This is a genomic window from Iamia sp. SCSIO 61187 (genome assembly GCF_019443745.1).
Taxonomy (GTDB): Bacteria; Actinomycetota; Acidimicrobiia; order Acidimicrobiales; family Iamiaceae; genus Iamia.
The window spans coordinates 3,179,860-3,197,041 of sequence record NZ_CP050948.1; the positions used below are offsets into that span (position 1 = coordinate 3,179,860).

Sequence of the window (17,182 nt, forward strand, 5' to 3'; positions counted from 1 at the left end):
GAGACGACGTGGACTTCGCCCGCACCGAGGAGCAGGACGAGATCGCCGGCCTGGCCGGCACGATCCTCGCCGACCTCGTCACCGTCGACCGGCTCAAGGCCGTCGAGGGCGGCGACGCCGACGGCGACGCCACCGGCGACCGCTTCGACCGGGAGGTCTGGCGGGCCCTCGCCGATGCCGGCCTGCTCGGCGTCGGGCTCCCGGCCGACCTGGGCGGCTCGGGGCTCGGCATCGTCGAGCAGTGCCTCGTGCTGGAGCAGGTCGGCCGCACCGTGGCCCCCGTGCCGGTGCTGGCCTCGTGCGTCCTCGGCGCCCTGCCCATCGCCACCTACGGCTCCGCCGCCCAGCGGTCACGGTGGGTGCCCGGGGCGGTCACCGGCGAGACGATCCTGACCGCGGCCCTGGTCGAGCCGGCCAACCGCTGGCCCGAGCACCCCACGACGACCGCCACCGGGTCGGTCGACGCCGGCTGGCGCCTGACCGGGACCAAGACGTGCGTCCCGGCCGGGACCGTCGCCGACGCCATCGTCGTCTCCGCCACGGGCGAGGACGGGTCGGCGGGCCTGTTCCTCGTCGAGGCGGGAGCCGACGGGATGGCCGTCGAGGCCCAGCGGGTCACCAACCGCGACCTCGAGGCGCAGATCACCCTCGACGGTGTCGCCGCCGAGCTGCTCACCGACGACCCCGGCGCCCTCCCGTGGCTGGTCGAGCGGGCCACGGTCGCCCTGTGCGCCCAGGCCGCCGGCGTGGTGGTTCAGGCACTGGAGATGACCGCGGCCTACACCAAGGAGCGGGTCCAGTTCGACCGCCCCATCGCCACCTTCCAGGCCGTGGGCCAGCGCGCCGCCGACGCCTACATCGACGTCGAGGCCACGCGCCTGGTGCTGTGGCAGGCGGCGTGGCGGCTGGCCGAGGGCCTGCCGGCGTCGACCGAGGTCCAGGTGGCCAAGTACTGGGCCGCCGAAGCCGCCCACCGCGTCGGGCACACCGCCGTGCACCTCCACGGTGGCACCGGCGTCGACGTCGACCACCCGATCCACCGCTACCTCATCGCCGCCCGGGAGCTCGAGCTCACCCTCGGCGGTGCCACCGACCAGCTGCTCCGCATCGGCGCCGCGCTGGCCGCCACCCGCGAGTGACCGCCCCCTGACCACGCTCCCCGGAGCACCCCACGCCGCGACCTAACGTCGCCCGAGCACGAAGAGGAGGCGCATGGACTTCGACGAGAGCGCCGAAGAGGCCGCGTTCCGCAAGGAGGCGCGCGGCTGGCTGGAGACCTACGCCGGATCGGACGAGGCGCGGGGCGTCACGCGCGTCCCGGGCGAGGACGAGGCCGCTTTCGTCGAGCGGGCCCGGCCGTGGCAGGCCCTCCTGGCCGAGCACGGCTGGGCCGGCATCGCCTGGCCGGCGGCGTACGGCGGACGGGGCGGGACGGCCGCCGAGGCCGCCATCTTCCGCGAGGAGGCTCTCCGCTTCGGGCTCCCGACCGGCGCCTTCGCCGTCGGCGTCCAGATGGCGGGTCCGACGATCATCGCCCACGGCACCGACGAGCAGAAGGAGCGGTACCTGGCCCCCCTCCTCCAGGGCGACGAGGTGTGGTGCCAGCTCTTCAGCGAGCCCGGGGCCGGGTCGGACCTGGCCGGCGTCTCGACCCGTGCCGTCCGCGACGGCGACGAGTGGGTCGTGAACGGGCAGAAGGTGTGGACCTCGGGCGCCCACTACAGCGACTTCGGCATCCTGCTGGCCCGCACCGACCCCGACGCCCCCAAGCACAAGGGGATCACCTACTTCCTGATCGACATGCGCCAGCCCGGCGTCGAGATCCGGCCGCTGCGCCAGATCACCGGGGCCTCGCACTTCAGCGAGGTCTTCCTCACCGACGCCCGGGTCCCCCACGATGCCGTGCTCGGCGAGGTCCACGGCGGGTGGGGCGTCGCCATGACGACCCTCGCCAACGAGCGGGCCTTCATGGGCGGCCACAGCAGCGGGCCCACCCTCGACGACCTGCTCGCCCTCGCCCGGGACTGCGGCGCCAGCAGCGATCCCCTCGTGCGCCAGGGGCTGGCGGCGGCGTGGTCCCGCAAGCAGATCATGGGCTACATCGGGATGCGGGTCCGCACCGCCACCAGCCACGGCCGGCCTCCCGGCCCCGAGGCCTCGGTGATGAAGCTCATGGCGGCGTGGAACATGAAGGCCAACGCCGAGCTGGCCCTGGCCATCGAGGGCGCCCACGGCATGCTCGCCGGCCCCGGCGCTCCCGAGCAGGGGCGCTGGCAGCAGCACTTCCTGAGCGCCCCGTCGATCCGCATCGCCGGCGGCAGCGACGAGATCCAGCGCAACGTCATGGGCGAGCGGGTCCTGGGGCTGCCCCCGGACCCCCGCGTCGACAAGACCGTGCCCTTCCGGGACCTCCCCCGTGGCTGACCGGGGCGAGGGCGCGCTCTCGCCCGCCGAGCTCACCGCCGAGCAGCAGGAGCGGCGGCGGCGGCTGATCGACGCCGCCTTCGAGCTGGGCGCCGAGGGCGGCTACGACGCCGTGCAGATGCGCGACGTGGCCGCCACCGCCAACGTGGCCCTGGCCACCATCTACCGGAACTTCTCGTCCAAGGACCACCTGCTGGCCGCGGCCATGACCGAGTGGACGGGCCGGCTGCGGGACCGGGTCGCCCACTCCCCGCCCCGCGGCGACACCGCCACCGAGCAGATGATCGACGTCCTCCAGCGCGCCTGCGGCGCCATGCAGCGCCAGCCCAAGCTGAGCATGGCCCTGGTGCGGGCCCTGTCGTCGTCCGACGCCGGCGTCCGCCAGGGGGGCAGCGAGGTGCGGATGTCGATCGCCTCGATGGGCGAGCCGATCCTGTCCCACCTCGAGCCCGAGGTCCGGGCCGACATCCTCGCCGTGCTCGGGCACGTCTGGTACTCGAGCCTGGTGGGCTGGGCCAACGGGCGCACCGGCTTCGACAACGTCACCGCCGAGCTCGAGCGGGCCTGCCGGGTCCTGATCACTCCCTACGAGGCCTGACCCTCTCGCATTGCGGAACGGTATGCTCCGTGCATGCCACAGCTCGTCACGCGCCTGGACGACGACCTGGCCGAGGCCGTCGATGCCCTCGTCCGCGACGGCGTCGCCACCAGTCGGTCCGACGCCGTGCGACTCGCCCTCCGTCGCCTGGTCGACCGGCACCGCCGGGACCAGATCGGCGACGCCATCGTCAAGGGCTACCGGCGAGTACCCCAGGCCGACGACGAGGCTGCGTGGTCCGACGCCGCCACAGCCGCCATGGTGGCTGAGGAGCCCTGGTGACGACGCCCCTCCAGGGGGACATCTGGTGGGCCGAGACGGAGGGCAAGCGGCGTCCGGTCCTCGTCGTCACGCGGGACGAGGCCATCCCGGTCCTGCGATGGGTCACCGTGGCTCCGGTGACCCGCACCGTGCGCGACATCCCCACCGAGGTACCACTCGGTCCCGACGAGGGACTGCCCGACCACTGCGCCGCTGCGTTCGACAACGTCCAGCCCATCCGACGCGCCCTCCTCACCGAGCACGTGGGGGCGCTGGGACCGCAGCGGCGAGACGAGATCTGCCGTGCGCTGCGAGCCCTGTCGGACTGCTAGCGCGGGTCGTTCACGAGGCGACGACCACCCGGCCGCCGCCGGTGCGCTTGGCCTCGTAGAGGGCGGCGTCGGCCCGGGCGACCAGGTCGTCGAGGCTGGTCCCTGCGCTGGTCACGCCGACGCTGGCGGACACGGCCACGGTCGACCCGTCGGCCAGGACCACCGGCGCCGACACCGCGCCGACGAGGCGCTCGGCGATGACCTGGGCCTCGTCGACCCCGGCCCCGGGGCAGACCACGGCGAACTCGTCGCCCCCCAACCGGACGACGTCGTCGTGGGGGCGGACCGCGCTGCGCATGCGATCGGCCACCTCGACCAGCACGGCGTCGCCGGCCTGATGGCCGATGGCGTCGTTGATGGGCTTGAACCCGTCGAGGTCGACGTACAGCAGCGCGGTCTGCGGGTCGGGCGATCCCGCCCACCGGTGGTGGAAGGCGGCTCGGTTGAGGAGACCGGTGAGGTCGTCGTGGGTCGCCGCCCGGCGCAGCTCGGCGACGGCATCGTCGCGGGCGAGGGCGACGTCGAGCACGGCGATGGCGCGCTCGATGTGCTGGGCCTGGTTCAGGGACGGGAGGCGCGTCGCCGTCGGCCACACGACGAGGGCGGCGTCGGGCGCCTCCCTCCTTGCCGCCGCGCACGGCGTGGCACCACGCCGGTCCTCGGCCGTCGAGGTCGGCGTGGTGCTCGGCCTGGCCCGAGGCCAGCACCCGGCGGGCCATCTGCCGCGACGCCTCGTCGCAGCGCGGCGGCACGTCGCTGCACGCGACCAGCGCGCCGTCGTCGCCCAGCGCCAGGACCATGGCGTCGGCCTCGACCGGCAGGCCGCGCAGGGAGTGGGCCACACCCGTCATGACCACACCCAGGGGATCGCCGGCGGCCACGCCCTGGACGACGTCGAGCAGCAGCCGGTTGGTGGCCTCGTAGGTGATGACCAGGGCGAACCCGTCGATGATCCCGTCATCGTGGCGGTTGCGAGCCCAGACCTCGAGGCTGCGACGCACGCCGTCGACGCCGGTGAGGTGGAACGTGTGCGGTCCGCCGATCTCGTCGGAGTCGATCTGGTGCCCGGACTCCAGGTGGCCCAGCACCGAGGCGACCTCGTCGGCATCGACGAGGTCCACCACGTTGCGGCCCTCCCACGCGTCGCGCGCCAACCCGGCGATGTCGGTGGCCAGCGGGGTGGCCGACTTCAGCTGGCCCGCACCGTCGGTCAGGAACACACCGACCGGGAGGGCGGACAGCACCTCCTCCACACCATCGGGCAGCACCCTCCCCCGTCGGCGGGCCGGGGACCGACCTGAGGGGCGCGCCGCGTGCTTCTGGTCACCCCTGGCGTCAGATGGCGGTGGCCCGGTCGGCCCAGTAGGGGTCGCGCAGCTTGCGCTTGTAGAGCTTGCCGTTGGGGTCCCGGGGCATCTCGGTCGTGTAGTCGATCGACTTCGGCAGCTTGAACTTCGCCAGCCGCTCGGCGCAGTGGGCCAGCAGCTCGGCGGTGAGCTCGTCGCCCGGCTCGGCGCCGGGGGCGGCCTCGACCACGGCCTTGATCTCCTCGCCCCAGTCCGGGTGGGGGATGCCGAAGACGGCGGCGTCGGCGACCTTCGGGTGGGTGAGGAACGCCCCCTCGATCTCGGCCGGGTAGATGTTCACGCCGCCGGAGATGATCATGTCGGACTTGCGGTCGTTGAGGAACAGGTAGCCGTCCTCGTCGAGGTATCCGATGTCGCCGACGGTGAAGAAGCCCTCCTTGCGGTTGGCCTCGGTCTTGTCCCGGTCCTTGAAGTACTCGAAGTCGGCCGTGGCCAGCTTCATGTAGACGGTGCCGGGGACGCCGGGAGGGGCGTCCTGGTCGTCGTCGTCGAGGACGCGGATCTCCGAGGACGGCCACGGCAGGCCGACGGTGCCCGGCTTGGCCAGCCACTGCTCCGGGCTGACGACCGTCCCCCCGCCCTCGGTGGCGGCGTAGTACTCCCAGATCGACGGCCCCCACCAGTCGAGCATCCGCTGCTTGATCTCGACCGGGCACGGTGCCGCGGCGTGGACCATCGACCGGGTGGACGACACGTCGTAGCGGGCCTTGACGTCGTCGGGCAGCGCCAGCAGCCGGTGGAACTGGGTCGGCACCATGTGGCTGGAGGTCACCTTGTACCGGTCGATCAGCTCGAGCATCGACTCGGGCGTCCAGCGGTCCATCAGCACGACGGGGTGGCCGAGGTGGAGCGAGGCCCCCACGAAGGCCAGGACGGCCGTGTGGTAGAGCGGCGAGCCGCAGAGGTGGACGTTGTCGTCGCCCGGCTTCACCCCGAACATGCCGAGGAAGTACTGGCTGCCGACGGCCGAGGCGTCCGGCGGGACGCCCGACAGCTTGCGCCGCACCCCCTTGGGCTTGCCGGTGGTGCCCGACGTGTAGTGCATGGCCTGGCCCCCGGCCCGGTCCTCCGGTGCGATCGTGAGCTGGCCCTCGGTGAGCTCGGCGAAGGGCCGGAAGCCGGGGACGTCGCCGACGGCGAAGCACTGCTCGGGCGGGAGCGAGGTCTCGACGGCGGCCGAGGCGCAGGCGTCGGCGAAGCGCTCGTGGGCGACGAACACGTCGGCCTCGGAGTCCTCGACGATGAAGGCGATCTCCGGTCCCACGAGGTGGTGGTTGATCGGCGTGATGTACCAGCCGGCCTGCAGGGCGGCGAAGTAGAGGGCCAGGACCTCGATGCTGTTGGGCATCACCAGGGCGATGCCGCCGCCGGGCGGCACCCCGGCCTCCCGCAGCCCGTGCACCAGCTGGTTGGCCGTGCGCCCCAGCTCCCCGTAGGTCACCTCCCGCCCGTCGGGCCCCACCACCGCCATCCGATCGGGCTCGGTCTCGGCCAGCGTCCAGAACCCCACGGCGTCGCTCATGGCCGAAGGGTAGAACGCGTTCTCGCCCCTGTCGACCGCATGCCTGGTCACCTGCGGTAGAACCGGTTCTCCCCCTCCGGAACTCGGTGGCAGATGTGGGGTGTTCGTCCCACATCTGCCGCCGAGTTCGGAGGGATCGGCCGGCGCGGGTCAGCCGTCGGCGGGGACGGGGGCGGGGGCGACCGGGGCCAGGGCGACGTCGTCGCGGAGGGGGCGGTCCTGGAGGCGCCAGGCGACGACGATCGACACCACGGCGACCGGGACGGCGGCGAGGAAGACCACCGGGACGGCGTCGGCGAAGGCGGCCGGGCCGCGACCCTCGCCGACGAGCTGGGCGTTGAGGATGCCGCCGAAGATCGGGATGCCGACCGTGTTGCCCAGCGAGCGGAACAGCAGGGCGGTCGAGGTGGCGATGCCGAGGTCCTTGGCCGGGGCCGCGTTCTGGGCGGCCAGCAGCGACGGCTGCATCACGAACCCGGCGCCGGTCCCCAGCACCAGGGCGAAGAGGCCGATCGTCAGCAGCGGCGTCGCCGCCCCGAGCGTGGCCAGCAGGCCCATGCCCACCAGCATCAGGATCGACCCCGAGAACGGCCAGGTGCGGTAGGCGCCCGAGCGCTCGACCCGACGACCGGCGATGAGCGTCCCGGCGGCGGCGCCGAACATGAGCGGCATGAGCGTGAACCCGGCCCGGGTCGGCGTCACCCCCCGCACCTCCTGCACGAACAGGGGGATGAAGAAGATCCCGCACCACAGCAGCAGGCCGCTGGTGAAGTTGACCACCACGCAGACCCGCATCACGCCGTCGCGCAGGAGGGACAGCGGCAGCACCGGCTCCGGCGCCCGCTGCTCCTGACGCACGAAGAGCAGGAAGAGGACCACGGTGCCGATGGCGAGGGCGACCATCCGTCCCGAGCCCCACGGGACCTCGTTCCCGCCCAGGGTGGCGATGAGGACGAGCCCGGCCAGGGCGCTGGCGAGCAGCGCCGAGCCGGGCCAGTCGAGGGCGTGGGGGACGCGCCGGTACGGCAGCTTCAGCCGGGTCACGACGACGAGCATCGACACGGCGCCGACCGGGAGGTTGATCAGGAAGGCCCACCGCCAGCTCAGGTGGTCGACGAAGAACCCGCCGACGAGGGGCCCCGACACGCTGGCCACGGCGAAGATCACGCCCTGGTAGCCCATCCACCGGCCGAGCTGGCGGGCGGGCACCACGTCGGCGATCACGGCCATGGCCAGGGCGCCCAGCCCCCCGCCGCCGAGCCCCTGGACGAAGCGGGCGACGAGGAGGGTGTCCATCGTGGGCGCCAGCCCGCAGCCGGCCGAGGCCACGAGGAACACGGCGATGGCGGCCAGCAGGACCCGCCGCCGGCCGTAGAGGTCGCCGACCTTGCCGTAGAGGGGCATGGTGGCGACCACGCCCAGGACGTAGGCCGTGATGACCCACGTGACCCGGGAGAAGCCCCCCAGCTCGTCGGTGATGGTGGGGAGCGCGGTGGCGACGATGGTGCCGTCGAGCGACGACATCACCTGGGCCAGCTGGACCCCGACGAAGACGAGGAGCGGCCGTGTCGCGGCGCCCGTCGCAGGTGCGCCGGCGTCCCCCGCCCCGGCGCTAGGCGGTCCTGTAGTCGTGGAACGGGCCATCACGCTCCGACAGCGCGTCCTTGAGGCCGATCTCGTCGATGCGGTCGATGAAGGCGGCGAAGCTCTCCTGCTTGGTGCCGAGGGCGCACAGCTCGGTGCCGGCCCGGATCCCCGTCCGCAGGCCCATGACGTCCATCTGCCGGTGGACCGTGCGCTTGTTGAGCGACGAGATGTCGGTGGGGACCAGGGCGATGCGCTGGGCCACGGCCAGCACCTCGTCGTCGAGCTCGGCGGCGGGGAAGGCCCGGTTGGCCCAGCCCAGCTGCACCGCCTCGTCACCGCTGATCGAGTCGCCCGTCAGCATCATCTCCATGGCCTTGCGCATCCCGAGGAACCAGGCGTGGAAGTGCATGTCGGGCACGCCGAAGCGCGTCGCCGGGTAGCCCATCTGGGCGTCGTGGGCCACGTAGACGAGGTCGCAGCCGGTGGCCAGCTCGCTCCCGCCGGCCAGGCAGTACCCGTGGACCTGGGCGATCACCGGCTTCTGGAGGTCCCAGATCCCCATCCACGTCTCGGTGACGTGGCGGGGCCACTGGCCGTCGCCGGGGGCGGTGTGGTGCGGGTACGGCAGGCCCTCGTTGCCGCCGCCGAGGTCGTAGCCCGCCGAGAAGCAGGTCCCGGCGCCCCGGACGATCGAGACGCGGACGGCGTCGTCGACGTCGGCCGCCTCGAGGGCGTCGATGAGGTCGCCCCGCAGCTTGTGGTTGAGGGCGTTGCGCTTCTCGGGCCGGTTGAGGGTGATGCGGCGGATGCCGGGGGCGGGCTCGTCGACGAGGACGAGGCTCTCCCCCGGCACCCGGGGCCCCCGTCCGGCGGGGACCGGCGCCGATCCGTTGCCTCCGCTCGAGTACTGGTCTCCCGACGGGCTCACTTGATGGCCCGGGTGTCCATGTCGGACGAGATGCGGTCGAGCCGCTTGTCGGGGACCTCGTCGATCGGGGTGGCCACCTCGTCGACGCGCGGTCCGACCTTGGCCGCCAGCGGGGCGAGGGCGTCGAGGTCGAAGCCGTACATCTCGGCCGCGTTGCCGGCCAGGATCTGACGCATCTCGGCCTCGGGGGCGTCGTGGAACCGGGCCCGCAGGTTCTCCCGGGTGTACGGGTAGGTGCCCTCGTCGTGGGGGTAGTCGCTCCCCCACATGAACTTGTCGATGCCGATGACGTGGCGGGCGTCGGCGTCGGCCTGGCGGGGCTGGCTCACGCCCATCCACACGTTCTGGTGGAAGTACTCGGTGGCGTCCTTGGGCAGGACGTGGTCGGCGCCGTAGCGGATCTCGCCGGTGGCCCCGGTCTCGCGGATGCCCCGGATGGTCGTGTCGAGCCGCTCGAGCAGCGGCGGGACCCAGGCGCAGCCGGCCTCGGTCAGCACGACCTTGAGGCGGGGGAACCGCTCGAAGACGCCCGAGAGGATCATCTGCACGAGCGGGCGCTCGGTGTAGAAGGACACCTCGTTGATGTAGAGCAGCATCGACACCGGGTACGGCCCGTAGTCCGGGTTGCCGGTGCCGCTGTGCACGTTGATCGGGACCTCGAGGTCCTGGAGGACCTCCCACAGCGGGTCGTAGCAGCGGTCGTAGAGCGGCTTCACCCACTTCACGTCGGGGGCGATGTTGGGCAGCAGGATGCCGCCCCGCAGCCCGTGCTCCTTGATCCACCTGACGTCGGCGATGGCGTCGTCGACGTCGTTGAGGAAGATCTGGCCCACGCCGGCCCGGCGCTCGGGGAACTCGTTGCACCAGTCGACCAGCCACCGGTTGTGGGCGTGGACGCCGGCGTGGCGGTGCCGGTACTCCTCGGCGGTCGGCGGCTTGGCGAAGAGGACGAAGCTGGGGAAGAACGGCGGCACCGTGTTGGGGAACACGACCTCGCCGACGATGCCGTCCTCCTCCTGCTGGGAGTTGCGCATCTCGTTGTCCCAGTTGCGCAGGCGGCGCTTGTCGCCCAGGTCCTTGTACGGGTTCTTGTACTCGCCCCGCCAGGCGTCGAAGTCCTCGTGGAAGGCGGGGTCGAGGTACTCCCGGTAGGCCTTGTGGCTGCCACCGGCGTGGCAGTCGGCCGAGATGATCGTGTAGCGCTCCGCGGCCTCGGGGGGTGCGGTCTGCGGCTCGGTCGTGGTCATGGGATCAGCCTTCCAGGTCGGCCATGAGGCGAGTGGTGACGTCGACGTACTCGTCGACCATGTCGACGACCACCTGCTTGGTGGTGCGGATCTTGTTCATGCGGCTCACGATCTGCCCGACGGGCATGCCGACGAGCTCGCGGGGCGGTGACGACCCCATCTTCTGGCTGGCGTAGGAGTTGAGGATGAACTGGAGCGGCATCGGCAGCGTGCCGGGCGACTCCGGTGCCTCCCACGCCTCGGTCCACGCCGTGCGGAGCTGGCGGGCCGGCTTGCCGGTGTAGGCCCGGGAGCGGACGGTGTCGCTCGAGGTGGCGGCCAGCAGCTTCTCGGTGACGACGGTCGACGAGCCGTTCTCGGCGACGGTGAGCCAGATCGACCCGGTCCACACGCCGGCGGCGCCGAGGGCCATGGCCGCCGCCATCTGGCGCCCGGAACCGATGCCGCCGGCCCCGAGCACCGGCACGGGCGCGACGGCGTCGACGACGTCGGGGATGAGCACCATGGAGGCGACGTCGCCGGTGTGGCCGCCGGCCTCGTAGCCCTGGGCGATGATGATGTCGACGCCGAGCTGGACGTCGCGGACGGCCTGCTCGACCCGCCCGATGAGGGCGGCGACCTTGACGCCCTGCTCGTGGGCCTGGTCGATGGCGGCCTTGGGCGGAGGGCCGAGGGCGCTGGCCAGCAGGGCGATGGGGTGCGACAGGGCGATGTCGATCTGCGGGGAGCCCGTGGCCGCGGTCCAGCCCAGGACCCCGGCGCCCAAGCCGGCGCCCGACTCGAGCTCGCCCGAGCGGGCGGAGGTGTCGACGCCGTGGTCGGCGAGGATCTTGTCGACGTAGTCCCAGTGGTCCTGGGGGATGTGCGACCGCAGCTGGGCGCCGATGTCGGAGACGTCGTCGATCCCGGCGTCGCGGTCGACGGTCTTGACCGGCATGACGACGTCGACGCCGTAGGGCCGGCCGCCGACGTGCTCGTCGATCCAGGTCAGCTCCTGCTCGAGCTCGTCGGGCGAGAACGCCAGCGCTCCGAGGACGCCCATGCCACCGGCGTTGGTGACGGCCGCGACCACGTCGCGGCAGTGGGAGAAGGCGAAGATCGGGTACTCGATCCCGAACGTCTCGGTCAGGCTCGTCATGGGGTCTCCTCCGCGACCTTCCGGGCGCGCGTGTAGTCGGGCTTGCCGCTGGGCTGGCGGGGGACCTCGGCCACGAGGTGCAGCTGGCGCGGCGCCTTGTAGCGGGCGAGGCGGCTGCGGCAGTGGTCGGCCAGCTCGTCGAGGGTGGGGGTCTCGCCCGGACGGGGCTGGACGACGGCGGCGACCTTCTGGCCCCACCGCTCGTCGGCCACGCCGAGCACGAGGGCGTCGAACACCTTGGGGTGGGCCTTGAGGGCCGACTCGACCTCCTCGGGGAAGATCTTCTCGCCGCCCGAGTTGATGCACTGCGACCCGCGCCCGAGGAGGGTCATGGTGCCGTCGAGCTCGAGCCGGGCGATGTCGCCGGGGACGGAGTGGCGCTTGCCGCCGACCTCGATGAACGTGGCCGCCGTCTTGACCGGGTCCTTGTAGTAGCCGATCGGCACGTTGCCGCCCCGGGCCAGGCGGCCCGTCTCCCCCGGCTGCACGGGCTCGTCGTCGATGCCGATGATCACCGAGTCGGGCCCGAGGGGGACGTTGATCAGGCCGTCGCCGGTCTGGGTGGCACCCTTCTCGACGAGGCGCAGGCCGTTGAACCCGCCCTCGGTGGAGCCCACCGCCTCGCTGATGAACAGGTCGGGCAGCAGCTCGAAGAGCTGGTCCTTCACCACCGGCGAGAACACCGCGGCCGTGGAGCTGATGGCGACGAGCGAGGAGGTGTCGTAGCTGCCGGCGCGCAGCTCCTCGATCAGCGGGCGGGCCATGGCGTCGCCGGTGATGGTGATCACGGCGATGCGGTAGCGCTCGACCGCGTCCCACACCAGCGCGGGGTCGAACCTGGGCAGCAGGACGTTGGTGACGCCCTTGAACAGCCCGCCGAGGGTCCCCCACTGGGCGGCGCCGTGCATCAGGGGGGCGAGCACCAGGCCGACCGGCGGCTCGGCCTCGGCTGCGACCCGGGCCAGCTGGTGCTCGTCGGTGATCCGCTCGCCCGTCACGAAGTCGATGCCCCCGCCGAGGGTGCGCCAGACGTCCTCGTGGCGCCACATCACGCCCTTGGGCATGCCCGTGGTGCCCCCGGTGTAGAGGATGTACAGGTCACCGTCGTCGCGTGGGCCGAAGTCCCGCTCGGGCGACTGGGCGGCCAGGGCGTCCTCGTAGGCGACGGCCCCGGTCTCGGTCGGCGCCTCGGTGCCGTCGTCGATCTGGATGAGGTGGCGCAGCATCGGCAGCTCGTCGCGCACGGCGGCGATGCGGTCGGCGAAGGCGGCCTGGAACACGACGGCGACGATGTCGGCGTTGTCGAACAGGTACACCAGCTCGTCGGTGACGTACCGGTAGTTGACGTTGATGGGGACGGCCCGCAGCTTGTAGGCGGCGAGCATGGCCTCGACGTACTCGATGCTGTTGAGCGAGTAGATGGCGACGTGGTCGCGCTCACCGATGCCCTGGGCGGCGAGGTGGTGGGCCAGCCGGTTGGCCCGCGCCTCGAGCTCGGCGAAGGTCACCGACCGGTCACCGCAGATCAGCGCGGTGCGGTCGGGCACGGCGTCGACCGTGTGCTCGGCGAGGTCGGCCAGGTTGAACGCCATGGCCGCAAGTAGAACACGTTCTCTCCGGATCGGCAACGCGTCGCATCGTCCCTGGTCGGGCGGGGTCGGTGGCGGACCCAAGTAGAATGTGTTCTACTTCGCCTGTGCCGTCGGACACAGACACCACGTTCACCATGGAGCTCATGTACCGGCGGAGCCTCGGCCCCGTGGTGGGGGCGTTCCTGACCGGGCTGCGGGACCAGCGGCTGCTCGCCAGCCGCACCGCCGAGGGTCGGGTGATCTGCCCCGCCCTCGAGTACGACCCCGACAGCGGCGACGCCGTCGACGACCTCGTCGAGGTCGGGCCGGGCGGGGTGGTGACGGGGTGGACCTGGGTGCCCGAGCCGCTCCGCAAGCACCCGAGCGACCGCCCCTTCGCCTGGGCCCTCGTGCAGCTGGACGGGGCCGACACGGCGCTCGTCCACGCCCTCGCCGCCGACGGTCCCGACGCCGTGCGGACCGGGATGCGGGTCGTGCCCCGGTGGGCCGACGAGCGCACCGGCCACATCACCGACATCGCCTGCTTCGTCCCCGAGGAGGGCTGATGGCCGAGGACACCGCCACCGAGGACCCGGGTGCGCCGGTGCGGTTCATGCCGCAGCTGATCGGGCTCGACTACACCATCAAGACCAACCCGGTGGCCGCCGCCTTCGGCGCCGCCCTGGCCGACGGGCGCATCACCGGCCACCGCTGCCCGAGCTGCCAGCGGGTCTACGCGCCGCCGAAGGGCTTCTGCCCCATCTGCGTGGTGCCGACGGGCGAGGCCGACCTGGTCGAGGTGGCCGACCGCGGCCTGGTCACCTCGTGGACGGTCCTCACGCCGATCCAGTACGCCGGCCAGAAGGAGCGGGAGGACTACGCCCTCGCCAGCATCCTCCTCGACGGCGCCGACGGGACCATCGGCCAGCAGCGGCTGGTCGACGTGCCCCTCGACGAGATCCGCATGGGCCTCCGCGTCGAGGCGGTGTGGGCCCCACCCGACGAGCGGGTCGCCGACGACCGGGGCTACGGCCTCGGCTCCGCCGTCAGCGGGTGGCGTCCCACCGGCGAGCCCGACGCACCCCCCTCCGCCTACCAGGAGCACACACTGTGAGCGAGCGCAGCGAGCGAACTCGGCGGCACGGGAGCGAGCGAGCTCGACGATACGTGCGCGAGCGCCACGGACGCGAAGTGCCAGGCACCTCGCGTCCGCCTGGACGCAACGTGCCAGGCACCTCGCGTCCAGGACGGGGGCGTGGTCGATGAGAGACGTCGCCATCGTGTCGTTCGCGACCACGGGTCCCCTGCCCGCGGTGGACGACACCGAGACCCAGATGCTGTTCCCGGTGATCTCCGAGGCCATCGAGCGCTCGGGCATCCCCCGGGCCGACATCGGATTCACCTGCTCGGGCAGCGCCGACTACCTGGCCGGCACCCCGTTCGCGTTCGTGGGCAACCTCGAGGCGGTGGGCGCCTGGCCCCCGATCTCGGAGTCGCACGTCGACATGGACGGTGCCTGGGCGATGTACGAGGCATGGGTCCGGCTCCAGCACGGTGACGTCGACGTGGCCCTCGCCTTCTCCTCGGGCATCTCCTCGCGCAGCGACCTGCGGGAGGTCCTGTGCCTCCAGAACGACCCCTACTACCTGATGCCGCTCTGGGCCGACCACGGGTCGCTCGCCGGCCTCCAAGCCCGGGCCGTGGCCGAGGCCGGGTTGGTCGACGAGGTCGTCGACACCGTCGCCGCCCCGCCGGCGTCGGACGGCGCCGCCGCCGTGATCATGGTCGCCGGCGATCGGGCTCGGGAGGTGTGCGAGCGGCCGGCGTGGATCCGGGGCATCGAGCACCGCAGCGACCCCCACTACATCGGCGTGCGCGACCTGGCCGACGTCCCGTCGGCGCAGGTGGCCGCGGCGGCCGCGGGTGTCGGAGGCGGGCCGATCGACCTGGCCGAGCTCTCGGCCGCCCACCCCCACGAGGAGGTCCTGCTGCGGCGGGCCATGGGGCTGGCCGACCTCGTCGAGGTCAACGCCGGCGCCGACCCGCTGATGGTGGCCGGCCTGGCCCACATCGGGGCCGCCGCCACCGCCATCCACGAGGGGCGGGCGGGCCGGACCCTCGGCCACGCCGCCTCGGGCCCGTGCCTGCAGCAGAACCTGGTCTGCGTGATGGAAGGAACCCCCTGATGGCCGAGCGCTGCGCGGTGGTCGGCATCGCCCAGACCCACCACAAGAAGGTCCGCGACGACGTGTCGCTGGCGGGGCTCCTGCGGGAGGCCGGCCAGCGGGCGCTCGACGACGCCGCCATGACGTGGCGCGACGTCGACGCCGTCGTCATCGGGACGGCCCCGGACTCCTTCGAGGGCGTGATGATGCCCGAGCTCTACCTGGCCGACGCCCTCGGGGCCGCGGGCAAGCCGATCATGCGGGTCCACACCGCCGGCAGCGTGGGCGGCTCGACGGCGATCGTCGCCACCCACCTCGTGCAGTCGGGGGTGCGCAAGCGGGTCCTGACCATCGCCTTCGAGAAGCAGTCCGAGGGCGACACCACCTGGGGGCTCTCGGGCGGTCGCAGCGGCGGGGTCGGCGCCGGGGGCTACTTCGCCCCCCACATCCGGGCCTACATCGAGCGGTCGCAGGCGCCCGAGTACGTCGGGTGGATGGTGGCGGTGAAGGACCGCCTCAACGCCCTCAAGAACCCCTACGCCCACCTCAAGGTGCCCGACATCACGCTGGAGAAGGTGCGCGACTCCCCCATGGTGTGGGAGCCGGTGCGCCGGCTCGAGTCGTGCCCGGCCTCCGACGGGGCCTGCGCCATGGTGCTCACCGACGAGGCCGGCGGCGACCGCGCTCCCCGCCCGCCGGCGTGGGTGCACGGCACCGCCATCCGCAGCGAGCTGGGCCAGTTCCCCGGGCGCGACCCGGTCAACCCTCAGGGCGGGCGCGACTGCGCCGCCGACGTCTACGCCCAGGCCGGCATCACCGACCCCCGGCGCGAGGTCGACGTGGTCGAGATGTACGTGCCGTTCAGCTGGTACGAGCCGATGTGGCTGGAGAACCTCGGCTTCGCCGACGTCGGCCAGGGCTGGAAGCTCACCGAGGACGGTGTCACCGAGCTGACCGGCGCCCTGCCCGTCAACTGCTCGGGTGGGGTGCTGTCGTCCAACCCGATCGGTGCCTCGGGGATGCTCCGCTTCGCCGAGGCGGCCATGCAGGTCCGCGGCACCGCCGGCGAGCACCAGGTCGAGGGGGCCCGCACCGCGGTCGGCCACGCCTACGGCGGTGCCGCCCAGTTCTTCGCCATGTGGGTCGTCAGGAGCACCAAGCCGTGAGTCGAGCGGAGCGAGACGAGCAGACGAGATGACGTCAGAGCGCCCAGCACAGCTGCCGACCACCCCTCCCGAGGAGCACCTGCTGGTCGAGCGGGACGGACCGGTCCTGATCCTGACCATGAACCGGCCCGAGCGGCGCAACGCCCTGTCGCCGTCGATGATGGCGGGGCTGTCCGACGCGTGGGACGAGGTCAACGCCAACCCGGAGATCCGGGTCGCCGTCCTCACCGGCGCCGGTGGGTCGTTCTGCGCCGGCGCCGACCTCGACGCCATGACCCAGCAGGCGCCGGGGGACGTCTTCGATGAGGGCGGCGAGGCGACCGACACCATCGCCGCCGGCGTCATCAAGCCACTGCTCAAGGGGTTCCTGCTGGACAAGCCGCTGATCGCCGCGGTCGAGGGGCCGGCCGTCGCCGGCGGCACCGAGATCCTCCAGGGCACCGACATCCGCATCGCCGGCGAGAGCGCCCGCTTCGGGGTGTCCGAGGTCCGCTGGGGCCTGTACCCGCTCGGGGGGTCGGTCGTGCGCCTGCGCCGCCAGATCCCCTACGCCGTCGCCGCCGACATCCTCCTCACCGGCCGCCACGTCCGGGCCCCCGAGGCCCGGGACCTCGGCCTCATCAGCGAGGTCGTCCCCGACGGCACCGCCCTCGACCGGGCCCGCGAGGTCGCGGCCCAGGTGGCGGCCAACGGACCGGTCGCCGTCCAGGCGGTCCTCCGGGCGCTGCGGGCCACCGAGTGCCTCCCCGAGGCCGAGGCCATGCCGATCGACTCGGCCATCGGCATGGAGGTCTTCAAGAGCGACGACGCCAAGATCGGTCCGCTCGCCTTCATGGAGAAGCGGACCCCCGAGTTCACCGGGAAGTAGGAGCCACC

Annotated in this window: 17 protein-coding genes and 1 pseudogene; 10 read left to right on the plus strand and 8 right to left on the minus strand. The window is 72.7% G+C overall.

The window, feature by feature from the left end; all coding sequences use genetic code 11:
- The first annotated feature begins 8 nt into the window (after positions 1-8).
- The 5 genes from HC251_RS15090 to HC251_RS15110 all read left to right on the plus strand — a co-directional run bounded on the left by HC251_RS15090 (position 9) and on the right by HC251_RS15110 (position 3,615).
- Positions 9-1,139, plus strand: a complete 1,131-nt coding sequence (locus HC251_RS15090) for an acyl-CoA dehydrogenase family protein (RefSeq protein ID WP_219941426.1) — start codon at positions 9-11, stop codon at positions 1,137-1,139.
- A gap of 73 nt (positions 1,140-1,212) precedes the next feature.
- Positions 1,213-2,424 (plus strand): acyl-CoA dehydrogenase family protein, encoded by a 1,212-nt coding sequence (locus HC251_RS15095; protein ID WP_219941427.1) that lies wholly within the window; start codon positions 1,213-1,215, stop codon positions 2,422-2,424.
- Entirely contained in the window at positions 2,417-3,022 is a 606-nt protein-coding gene (locus HC251_RS15100; RefSeq protein ID WP_219941428.1) for a TetR family transcriptional regulator, read from the plus strand. Before HC251_RS15095 ends, HC251_RS15100 begins: the two co-directional genes overlap by 8 nt.
- A 33-nt stretch (positions 3,023-3,055) precedes the next feature.
- Positions 3,056-3,304 carry a ribbon-helix-helix domain-containing protein gene (locus tag HC251_RS15105; RefSeq protein ID WP_219941429.1) on the plus strand — a complete coding sequence of 83 codons (249 nt, stop codon included), beginning with the start codon at positions 3,056-3,058 and terminating at the stop codon, positions 3,302-3,304.
- Positions 3,301-3,615 (plus strand): type II toxin-antitoxin system PemK/MazF family toxin, encoded by a 315-nt coding sequence (locus tag HC251_RS15110; protein WP_219941430.1) that lies wholly within the window; start codon positions 3,301-3,303, stop codon positions 3,613-3,615. The genes HC251_RS15105 and HC251_RS15110 overlap by 4 nt, the downstream gene beginning before the upstream one ends.
- 10 nt (positions 3,616-3,625) lie before the next feature.
- On the opposite strand, the gene HC251_RS15115 is transcribed toward HC251_RS15110, so the two are convergent.
- The 8 genes and pseudogenes from HC251_RS15115 to HC251_RS15150 all read right to left on the minus strand — a co-directional run bounded on the left by HC251_RS15115 (position 3,626) and on the right by HC251_RS15150 (position 12,996).
- On the minus strand, positions 3,626-4,210 hold the full coding sequence (locus HC251_RS15115; protein ID WP_219941431.1) for a GGDEF domain-containing protein: 585 nt from the start codon (positions 4,208-4,210) through the stop codon (positions 3,626-3,628).
- 403 nt (positions 4,211-4,613) lie between these two features.
- A pseudogene (locus HC251_RS26235) lies at positions 4,614-4,883 on the minus strand (PAS domain-containing protein); the annotation flags it as partial.
- A gap of 67 nt (positions 4,884-4,950) precedes the next feature.
- On the minus strand, positions 4,951-6,504 hold the full coding sequence (locus tag HC251_RS15125; protein ID WP_219941432.1) for an acyl-CoA synthetase: 1,554 nt from the start codon (positions 6,502-6,504) through the stop codon (positions 4,951-4,953).
- A 150-nt stretch (positions 6,505-6,654) separates the two neighbouring features.
- Positions 6,655-8,148 carry an MDR family MFS transporter gene (locus tag HC251_RS15130; protein WP_219941433.1) on the minus strand — a complete coding sequence of 498 codons (1,494 nt, stop codon included), beginning with the start codon at positions 8,146-8,148 and terminating at the stop codon, positions 6,655-6,657.
- The gene (locus tag HC251_RS15135; RefSeq protein WP_255566430.1) at positions 8,117-8,944 is read right to left on the minus strand and encodes an enoyl-CoA hydratase-related protein; all 828 of its coding nucleotides are present in this window, start codon (positions 8,942-8,944) and stop codon (positions 8,117-8,119) included. The genes HC251_RS15130 and HC251_RS15135 overlap by 32 nt, the downstream gene beginning before the upstream one ends.
- A gap of 71 nt (positions 8,945-9,015) precedes the next feature.
- Entirely contained in the window at positions 9,016-10,266 is a 1,251-nt protein-coding gene (locus HC251_RS15140; protein WP_219941435.1) for an amidohydrolase family protein, read from the minus strand.
- Between the two features lie 4 nt (positions 10,267-10,270).
- Positions 10,271-11,404, minus strand: a complete 1,134-nt coding sequence (locus HC251_RS15145) for a nitronate monooxygenase (RefSeq protein ID WP_219941436.1) — start codon at positions 11,402-11,404, stop codon at positions 10,271-10,273.
- Entirely contained in the window at positions 11,401-12,996 is a 1,596-nt protein-coding gene (locus HC251_RS15150; RefSeq protein ID WP_219941437.1) for an acyl-CoA synthetase, read from the minus strand. Before HC251_RS15150 ends, HC251_RS15145 begins: the two co-directional genes overlap by 4 nt.
- 104 nt (positions 12,997-13,100) lie before the next feature.
- Between HC251_RS15150 and HC251_RS15155 the strand changes: the two genes are divergently transcribed.
- The 5 genes from HC251_RS15155 to HC251_RS15175 all read left to right on the plus strand — a co-directional run bounded on the left by HC251_RS15155 (position 13,101) and on the right by HC251_RS15175 (position 17,174).
- The gene (locus HC251_RS15155) at positions 13,101-13,541 is read left to right on the plus strand and encodes a Zn-ribbon domain-containing OB-fold protein (RefSeq protein WP_255566431.1); all 441 of its coding nucleotides are present in this window, start codon (positions 13,101-13,103) and stop codon (positions 13,539-13,541) included.
- Positions 13,541-14,089, plus strand: coding sequence for a Zn-ribbon domain-containing OB-fold protein (locus HC251_RS15160; protein ID WP_219941438.1), 549 nt, complete (start codon positions 13,541-13,543; stop codon positions 14,087-14,089). Before HC251_RS15155 ends, HC251_RS15160 begins: the two co-directional genes overlap by 1 nt.
- Positions 14,090-14,237: 148 nt before the next feature.
- On the plus strand, positions 14,238-15,161 hold the full coding sequence (locus HC251_RS15165; protein WP_370651253.1) for a lipid-transfer protein: 924 nt from the start codon (positions 14,238-14,240) through the stop codon (positions 15,159-15,161).
- Positions 15,161-16,306, plus strand: coding sequence for a thiolase domain-containing protein (locus HC251_RS15170; protein WP_255566432.1), 1,146 nt, complete (start codon positions 15,161-15,163; stop codon positions 16,304-16,306). Before HC251_RS15165 ends, HC251_RS15170 begins: the two co-directional genes overlap by 1 nt.
- A gap of 28 nt (positions 16,307-16,334) precedes the next feature.
- Positions 16,335-17,174, plus strand: coding sequence for a crotonase/enoyl-CoA hydratase family protein (locus HC251_RS15175; RefSeq protein WP_219941440.1), 840 nt, complete (start codon positions 16,335-16,337; stop codon positions 17,172-17,174).
- The last annotated feature ends 8 nt before the right edge of the window (positions 17,175-17,182 follow it).